Origin of the sequence: Clostridium sp., assembly GCF_036643715.1 — a bacterium.
Taxonomy (GTDB): domain Bacteria; phylum Bacillota; class Clostridia; order Clostridiales; family Clostridiaceae; genus Clostridium.
The window spans coordinates 1-7,774 of the sequence record NZ_JAVXRL010000080.1 but is presented as its reverse complement, the minus strand read 5'-3'; the positions used below and the strand labels follow the sequence as shown (position 1 = coordinate 7,774).

The following is a 7,774-nucleotide window of genomic DNA, read 5'->3' as shown; positions in this document are numbered from 1 at the left end:
CATTTTTAGTTTTATAATAGTTAAGTATAAAAATTTAATTTGTAAAGTATTGACATTTCTAAAATTTGGTAGTATATTTATAACTGTAGTATTTAATAGTAAATTTTGTAGTTTAATAAAACTTAATATTTTTGTTGTTGACTTTAAATTACAATTTTGGTAAGATAACATAGTAAAATGTCGAATATTGCGAAATATTGATAAAATACAATTAATGTATAATTGAGGAGGAAACTTTTATGAAATCAACAGGTGTAGTTAGAAGAGTAGACGAATTAGGAAGAATTGTTATTCCTATAGAGTTAAGAAGAACTCTAGACATAGCAGAGAAAGATGCTTTAGAAATATATGTGGACGGTGAGCAAATCATCCTTAAGAAATATGAGCCAGCTTGTATTTTCTGTGGAGATGCTAGAGATGTTGTAAACTATAAAGGAAAGAACATCTGCAAAAACTGTTTAGCTGAATTAAAAAGATAATTTAACTGAAAGTATTATAAGTATATTCCCCTAAAATATACTTATATGTTTGCTATAGAAAAAGCACTATGATTACTTTGTAATCATAGTGCTTTTTGAGTTATATAATTTTATAAATCAGTTGAAAATTTATATATTTCATTTTTAGGAACTTTTCTATCCTTAGCTACTTTCTTAATAGCGTCTTTTTTATTCATTCCATCTTCTATATATTTAACAATATGCTCTTCTATAGAAAGATCTTCCCATTCTGATCTCATTTCTTTTTCTATTTCTTCTTCACTTAACCCTTCTATTACAAGTACAAACTCTCCTCTAGGAGCTTTATTTGTAAAATGTTCTATTACTTCTGATATTTTACCTCTAGCTATCTCTTCATGAAGCTTAGTAAGCTCTCTACAGGCAGACATACTTCTATCACCTAAGTTATTAAGTAAAAAATCTAATGTATTTAGAAGCCTATGTGGAGCCTCATATAGTATTATAGTTTCTTTATGATTCTTAATTTCTTCTATTACAGCTTTTTTAGATTTATTATCTTTTGGAATAAATCCTCTAAAAGTAAATGCTGTACTATCGAGTCCTGAATATATAAGTGCAGTTGCAAAAGCTGTTGCGCCTGGCAACACTTCAAAATCTAAATTCTCTTCTATACACCTTTTAACTATTACACTACCTGGATCTGAAATTCCTGGCATACCGGCATCACTAACTAATGCAATATTTTCACCATTTCTTAATCTATCTAATATTTCTCCACTTTTACCTTGTTCATTATGCATATGATAACTAATTAATGTTTTCTTTAAATCAAAATGATTTAATAATTTTATTGTTTGTCTTGTATCTTCCGCCGCTACAACATCAGCATTTTGTAATACTTCTAATGCTCTTAATGTTATATCCTTTAAGTTTCCTATAGGTGTTGGAACTAAATATAGTTTACCGTTACTCATTATTTTTAACGCTCCTATCTCTTCCATAAATTGATTCTATTTGATCTGAATAACTTCCGTCTTCATTGTAAACATAAATTGGCGAATCCCACTTTAAGAATGCCCCACCATCTCTTTGACCTTCTACTAATACAATATTTGGAGCCTTATTCTTATTTGGATGTACCATCCTTATTCTTTTTGGCTCTATTTTATATTTTCTCATAAGAGTAATTATATCAGCTAATCTTTCTGGTCTATGTACCATAAATAATCTTCCGTTATCTTTAAGTAAAACCCTTGATGCTGCTATAACATCTTCTAAGTTGCACATAACTTCATGTCTCGCTATTGAAAGCTTATCTGATGGATTAACTATACCTGCATTATTAAGCTTATATGGAGGATTTACAGTTACTACATCAGCTTTCTCTACAGTCTTTAAAAATTTAATATCTTTTAAATCTCTATTTATAAATTGTATATTAGAAATATTATTAAGAAGTACACTTCTATTTGCCATCTCTACCATATCATCTTGAATTTCAATTCCAATGATATTCTTTGGATTATATTTACCATAAGCCAAAAATGGTATTATACCTGTACCAGTACATAAATCTATTAAAGTATGCTTCTTTTTAACATTAGCAAAGTCTGAAAGAAGCACTGCATCAACTCCAAACTTAAATCCATCCGCCTTCTGTATTAACATTAATCCATTTAATTGTAAATCATCTACATTTTCATTAGATTTTATTTCAATATTATTATTCATCGTCATACGTTCTTTCCTCTACATTCAAATTTCTGTTTTAATTATACATTATAAAAAAAGCCTTAACAACTTTGAATATTTAATCATTTGAAATAAAAAAAGACTTTAGATTAATCTAAAGTCTTTTTAATGTATTTAAAAGTTATCCTATAATATTCTTCTTGCTGCCATGAAGTTCCATATTGGTGAAACCTTAACTACATCACCTGTTTGAGGTGCATGAATTATTTGTCCATTTCCAACATAAATTCCAACGTGACCTGAGTTAGGGAATACTAAATCTCCTGGTTGAAGCTCTGATCTAGATACAGCTCTACCTGCTCCTATTTGATCATAAGTTGTTCTACCAATGTATATTCCTGTAGCTTTGCTATATACATAGCTTGTAAGACCTGAACAGTCAAATGTATTTGGACCAGTAGCTCCGTATACATATTTCTTACCTAGGTGCTTGTACGCTTCATTAACAACTGCTTGAGCACTTGCTGATGTTTGTCCACCACCATTATTTGATGATCCACCATTGTTTGATGATCCACCGTTATTTGATGATCCACCATTATTGTTTGATGATCCACCATTATTTACTGAACCACCTCTGTTAGGAGCACTATTTTGAGCTCTTTGCTCTGCTTCTTTCTTTGAGATAGCATCTTTTCCTTTTGAGATTGCAGATTCTACTTTACTAATAACTGTTGGACTCTTAAGTTGGTTGTCCTTTAAGCTTACTAATTGTGAAACTGCGCTCTTTAATGAATCTAAAGAACTATTTGAATTATTAATTGTCGCAATTTGACCTGCTACTATTTCTCCTTCTACTTGTGAAAGATACTTAGAGTCAAATTCTTTTTGAGCTTCTTTTGCTTCAGCAACATATTTTTCTTGTTCTTTTCTTAATTGTTCGAATTTACTTAATTCTTGTTCTGTTTCTTTATTTAAATCCTCAAGCTTCTTGCTCTTATCTTGAAGTGATGTCATTTTATCATTTAAGCTATTTTGGTTCTGAACAAGCTCGTCCACAACATTTTTATCTAATTCTACTAATCTATTAGCTGAATCTAATCTACCAATTAAATCTGATAAACTTTCTGCTCCAAAGATTAATGATAAGTAACTAGTTTGTCCACCTGATTTATAAAGTTCTCTAAGTCTTCCTCCTAGAACCTCTTCTTGACCAACCATTTTTTCTTTAGTCTGTTCTATTTCTTTTTGAGTGTTGTCCATTTCCTTTTTAGTAGTAGCCATTTCGTTTTTATTGCTCTCTACCTTTTGTGCTAATGGTTCTATTTTAACATTTAAGTCATCTACTTTATTTTGAGTGTCCGCTAATTTTTTACCTAATTCTGCATATTGATCTCTAGCTTGGTTTACTTCTTGATTAGTTGGAGTTGCATATGCTGGGATAGCAGATGTTACAACTAATATACCTGCAATAAGTGCAGCAACGATTTTCTTTTTCATGAGTTTGTCGGTTCCTAAGAACCTCCCCCCTTTCAATTTGTCTGACTTTTTATCAGAAATACACCATATATTATATCATCTCATCTTTTATGGCACAACCGTAAATTATTACATATTCATTACAGTCAACCATTTTTATAATAAATTTTATTTAAATTATTATAAAACTTGGAATTGTTTACATAAGATATCCGTAAAATTTACTTACATAATGAGTATAATTTGGTCAATTTCTAAGTACAAGTCACGTCTTAATATTAATTTATATTTTTCTACTTTTAATCACTTTAATCATGTTTATTTATGCCTTAGCAATACCTTAAAAAGATTGTCATCAACTTTAGAATTTGCCTTTATCAAGTACATCTTTATAAACATCATATTACTATAATATCACAACTATTACAAAATTGTAATAGTTTTTTGAAGTTTTTGTGAATATTGTTGACTTTTAAATTAGTTAGTCGTATAATTAACTAGTATTTCGGGGTGTGGCGCAGATGGTAGCGCGCATGGTTTGGGACCATGAGGTCGCAGGTTCGAGACCTGTCACCCCGACCACTTCAAAAAGACTATTACTTTAAGTAATAGTCTTTTTTTTCTGTAATTTATAAAATTTAATCTTCATTGTATTCATCTTCGTTATATTCTCTATCTGAACTAGCTGCCTTGCATAATGCTAAAGTTACTATAGCAACTATAAGATACCCTAATATGAACCATATCATATGTAAATTCCTCTCTTTTTTTTAATCTTTTTCCCCTATAGGTATTATTATTGCCATAAATATAAATAATATATATATATATTCACTTTTAGGAGGAAATTTTATGAATAAAAAATACCAAAAAATATTAGATCAATTAGTTTCATCTTATTATAATAATACTTTTGATGATGAAGTCAATAAATTAATTTCATCTGGTGAGTATTCTAAAGATGAAATTAAAACTATAATATCATCTTTGTGTGGCGTTAGTGTTACGGATGATAATAATTATATTTACAATTTAAAGAAAGCTATTACAGATTATTCAGTTAATAATAAATTAGTTGAAAAAATCTCTAAATGCTCATCATCATGTTCAACAGATATTGATGGTAAAACAGCATGCCAAAAGTCATGCCCTTTCGATGCCATATTAAAAGATCCAATTTCTAATAACACATACATAAATAATGACTTATGTTCTGACTGTGGAACATGTGTTACTGCCTGTGAAAGTGGAAACTATTTAGAAAAGATTGAATTAATCCCTTTATTAGACCTTCTTAAAAGCAATAAAAAGGTAGTTGCAACAGTTGCACCAGCCATAATGGGGCAATTTGGTCCTGACGTTACAATGGATCAATTAAGAAGTGCTTTTATAAAAATGGGCTTTACTGACATGGTTGAAGTTGCCTTTGCTGCAGATATGCTTACTATTAAAGAAGCTTTAGAATTTAATCATCACGTATGTAATAAACATGATTTACTTATAACATCTTGCTGCTGCCCTATGTGGATTGGAATGGTAAAGAAAGTATATAAAGATTTAGTTAAGTACGTTACCCCTTCAGTATCACCAATGATTGCTGCTGCAAGAGTTATAAAAGTACTTGCTCCTGATGTTAAAGTTGTATTTATAGGACCTTGTATAGCTAAAAAAGCTGAGGCACGTGAGAAAGATTTAATAAACGATGTAGATTTAGTTCTTACATTTGAAGAGTTACAAGGCTTATTTAATACACTTAATATAGATCCTAGTTTACTACCTGAAACTGTATCTGCTGAATATACATCTAGAGGTGGTAGATTATATGCAAGAGCTGATGGTGTAAGCACCGCAATTTATGAGGCAATCAGTGAACTCTTCCCTAAGAAAAAAGAATTATTTAATCAAAAAAGTGCAAGTGGTGTTAAAGAATGTAAATCATTATTAGAGGAAGTTATAAATAAGCAGGCAAGTTTTAATTTCATTGAAGGAATGGGTTGTGTTGGTGGCTGTGTTGGTGGTCCTAAAAAATTAATCAAAACTGAAGATGGTAAAAAAGCTGTTGATGATTTTGCCTACTCATCACCAATTAAAGTTGCAACACATAGTGATGTTTTAACTGAACTTTTCCATCATCTTAATATAAATTCATTAGAAGATTTATTAGATAAAGATAAGACTAAAATATTCCATAGAGATCTTTAACTATTAAAATTTGTAGGATAAGTAGTTTTATGATACTATTTATCCTATATTTATTTTCTAAAGGGGGAACTTACATAATGTTTAATAATATAAAAGCAGCTATATTTGATTTAGATGGTACATTAATAGATTCAATGTCACTTTGGGATCAAATAGACATTGATTACTTAGGCTCAAAAAATATTGCTGTTCCTAGCAACTTAAATGATGAAATCAGCCACTTAAGTTTTAATCAAGTAGCACTATATTTTAAGGAAACTTTCAACTTAGAAGATTCATTAGATGAAATTAAAGATACTTGGAATAGTATGGCACATACTCATTATTCATCTAATATAGGACTTAAAAAAGGCGTTTTGCAATTTTTACAATTTTTGAAAGAATCAAATATTAAAATTGGACTAGCTACCAGTAATTCAACAGAATTATTAGAAGCATCACTAAAGTTCAATAATATTTATGATTACTTTGATGAAATTACAATTACTGATGAAGTTGGTATTGGTAAACATGAACCTGACGTTTACTTACTTGCTGCTAAAAAGCTTAAAGTTAAGCCTGAAAACTGTATTGTTTTTGAAGATATATTACCAGCAGTTAAAGGTGCTAAAAAGGCTGGAATGAAGGTAATTGCTGTTGAAGATGAACGTAGCATTTTAGATCAAGCTGAGATTATAAAAAATGCTGACAATTATATAAATGATTTTACTACACTTATTACTACTAATGATGTAGCTATTTAATAAAAAAAGGATGTATCAATACGATACATCCTTTTTACTATTTAAAAACTACTTTCTGTTAACTGGGAACTTGTTTTCTAAGTCCTTTAAAACGTCTAAGTACTTTCTTTGTTGTCTTTCTTGGATTAATTGTTGAACAACGCCATCTTTAACTTCTTCGAATGTTTTAACTTTTCCTTCGTTCTTTTCATCGATTAAGATTAAGTGGAATCCAAATTGAGTTTGAACTGGTGCTGTTAATTTTCCGATTTCTGCAGCGAATGCAGCTTCTTCAAATTCAGGAACCATCATTCCTCTACCGAATGCTCCAAGACTTCCGCCTTGTTCTTTTGATGGACAGCTTGAATATTTTGTAGCAGCTTCTTCAAAAGTCATAGTTCCGTTTTCTATTTCTTCTTTTATTTTAGCAGCTTCTTCTTCACTTTCAACTAATATATGCTTAGCTGATACTGTTGCTTGCTCTGCAAATTGATCTTTGTGAGCTTCATAGTATTCTTTAGCTTCTTCATCAGTTACTGTGATATCTCCTAATATTTTACTTATTGTTACTTGAGTTAATATCTCTTTTGATAAACGCTCAACTGTTTCTTTATATTCGTTAGTTTCATCTAACTTTAATTCTTTTCCAAATTGGTTTAATAATTCAAATTGAATCATTTGTTCTAATAATTGTTTCTTACCTTGTTCGCCTTCAAACATCATTTTTCTATCTGCTGGATATTTTGAAATTATTTCGTTTAATTCCTTTTCAGTTATTTCGTTTGAGCCAACTGTTGCTAATACTTTATTTTCCATTTTAAAATCTCCTTTTCGCTTGTAGTTTATATCTCTATTCTATCAATATATATATATAATAACAATCTATATAATACAATTTAAACAATAATTGTATTACTGCTAACTTTATTTTAAATTTATCCACATTTTTTATTATTTTTGTGAGTTTAATCCACATAAGAATATCGGAACTGTGGATTATTTTTTAGAAAGGCATATATTTTATGTACTTTTTGCTATTTATTGAACATTAAAAAAAGATGTCCTAATGAACATCTTTAAATTGGTGGAGATAAAGAGATTCGAACTCTTGACCCCCTGCGTGCAAGGCAGGTGCTCTCCCAACTGAGCTATACCCCCATATAATGGTGGCTCGAGTAGGAATCGAACCTACGACACGCGGATCTTCAATCCGCTGCT

The 7,774-nt window shown here is 29.9% G+C and carries 7 protein-coding genes and 2 tRNA genes; 4 read left to right on the top strand and 5 right to left on the bottom strand.

Annotated elements, in window-relative coordinates; translation table 11 throughout:
* The first annotated feature begins 239 nt into the window (after positions 1-239).
* A complete protein-coding gene (locus RSF37_RS14445) occupies positions 240-479 on the top strand; it encodes an AbrB/MazE/SpoVT family DNA-binding domain-containing protein (protein WP_039311870.1) in 240 nt (79 codons plus the stop codon).
* Positions 480-589: 110 nt separating this feature from the next.
* Here the strand turns inward: RSF37_RS14445 and rsmI are convergent, their stop codons facing one another.
* The 3 genes from rsmI to RSF37_RS14430 all read right to left on the bottom strand — a co-directional run bounded on the left by rsmI (position 590) and on the right by RSF37_RS14430 (position 3,653).
* Entirely contained in the window at positions 590-1,435 is an 846-nt protein-coding gene (gene rsmI / locus RSF37_RS14440) for a 16S rRNA (cytidine(1402)-2'-O)-methyltransferase (protein ID WP_332565086.1), read from the bottom strand.
* Positions 1,428-2,198 carry a tRNA1(Val) (adenine(37)-N6)-methyltransferase gene (locus RSF37_RS14435; RefSeq protein WP_332565085.1) on the bottom strand — a complete coding sequence of 257 codons (771 nt, stop codon included), beginning with the start codon at positions 2,196-2,198 and terminating at the stop codon, positions 1,428-1,430. Before RSF37_RS14435 ends, rsmI begins: the two co-directional genes overlap by 8 nt.
* 141 nt (positions 2,199-2,339) lie before the next feature.
* A complete protein-coding gene (locus RSF37_RS14430) occupies positions 2,340-3,653 on the bottom strand; it encodes a C40 family peptidase (RefSeq protein ID WP_332565084.1) in 1,314 nt (437 codons plus the stop codon).
* Positions 3,654-4,138: 485 nt separating this feature from the next.
* Between RSF37_RS14430 and RSF37_RS14425 the strand changes: the two genes are divergently transcribed.
* From RSF37_RS14425 to RSF37_RS14415, 3 genes are all read left to right on the top strand, one after another.
* A tRNA-Pro gene (locus RSF37_RS14425) sits at positions 4,139-4,214 on the top strand.
* Positions 4,215-4,484: 270 nt separating this feature from the next.
* A complete protein-coding gene (locus tag RSF37_RS14420; RefSeq protein ID WP_332565083.1) occupies positions 4,485-5,834 on the top strand; it encodes a [Fe-Fe] hydrogenase large subunit C-terminal domain-containing protein in 1,350 nt (449 codons plus the stop codon).
* A gap of 77 nt (positions 5,835-5,911) precedes the next feature.
* Positions 5,912-6,577, top strand: coding sequence for an HAD family hydrolase (locus RSF37_RS14415; RefSeq protein ID WP_332565082.1), 666 nt, complete (start codon positions 5,912-5,914; stop codon positions 6,575-6,577).
* A gap of 48 nt (positions 6,578-6,625) precedes the next feature.
* Here RSF37_RS14415 and RSF37_RS14410 read toward each other — a convergent pair whose 3' ends face one another.
* Both RSF37_RS14410 and RSF37_RS14405 read right to left on the bottom strand, forming a co-directional pair.
* Positions 6,626-7,372 (bottom strand): peptidylprolyl isomerase, encoded by a 747-nt coding sequence (locus tag RSF37_RS14410; RefSeq protein ID WP_332565081.1) that lies wholly within the window; start codon positions 7,370-7,372, stop codon positions 6,626-6,628.
* A 266-nt stretch (positions 7,373-7,638) separates the two neighbouring features.
* Positions 7,639-7,714: transfer RNA gene (locus RSF37_RS14405), tRNA-Ala, on the bottom strand.
* Positions 7,715-7,774: the final 60 nt, after the last annotated feature.

Coding starts and splice junctions, on each gene's coding strand:
- rsmI (WP_332565086.1), bottom strand. CDS start 1,435: ATGAGTAACGGTAAACTATATTTAGTTCCAACACCTATAGGAAACTTA.
- RSF37_RS14445 (WP_039311870.1), top strand. CDS start 240: ATGAAATCAACAGGTGTAGTTAGAAGAGTAGACGAATTAGGAAGAATT.
- RSF37_RS14435 (WP_332565085.1), bottom strand. CDS start 2,198: ATGACGATGAATAATAATATTGAAATAAAATCTAATGAAAATGTAGAT.
- RSF37_RS14430 (WP_332565084.1), bottom strand. CDS start 3,653: ATGAAAAAGAAAATCGTTGCTGCACTTATTGCAGGTATATTAGTTGTA.
- RSF37_RS14410 (WP_332565081.1), bottom strand. CDS start 7,372: ATGGAAAATAAAGTATTAGCAACAGTTGGCTCAAACGAAATAACTGAA.
- RSF37_RS14420 (WP_332565083.1), top strand. CDS start 4,485: ATGAATAAAAAATACCAAAAAATATTAGATCAATTAGTTTCATCTTAT.
- RSF37_RS14415 (WP_332565082.1), top strand. CDS start 5,912: ATGTTTAATAATATAAAAGCAGCTATATTTGATTTAGATGGTACATTA.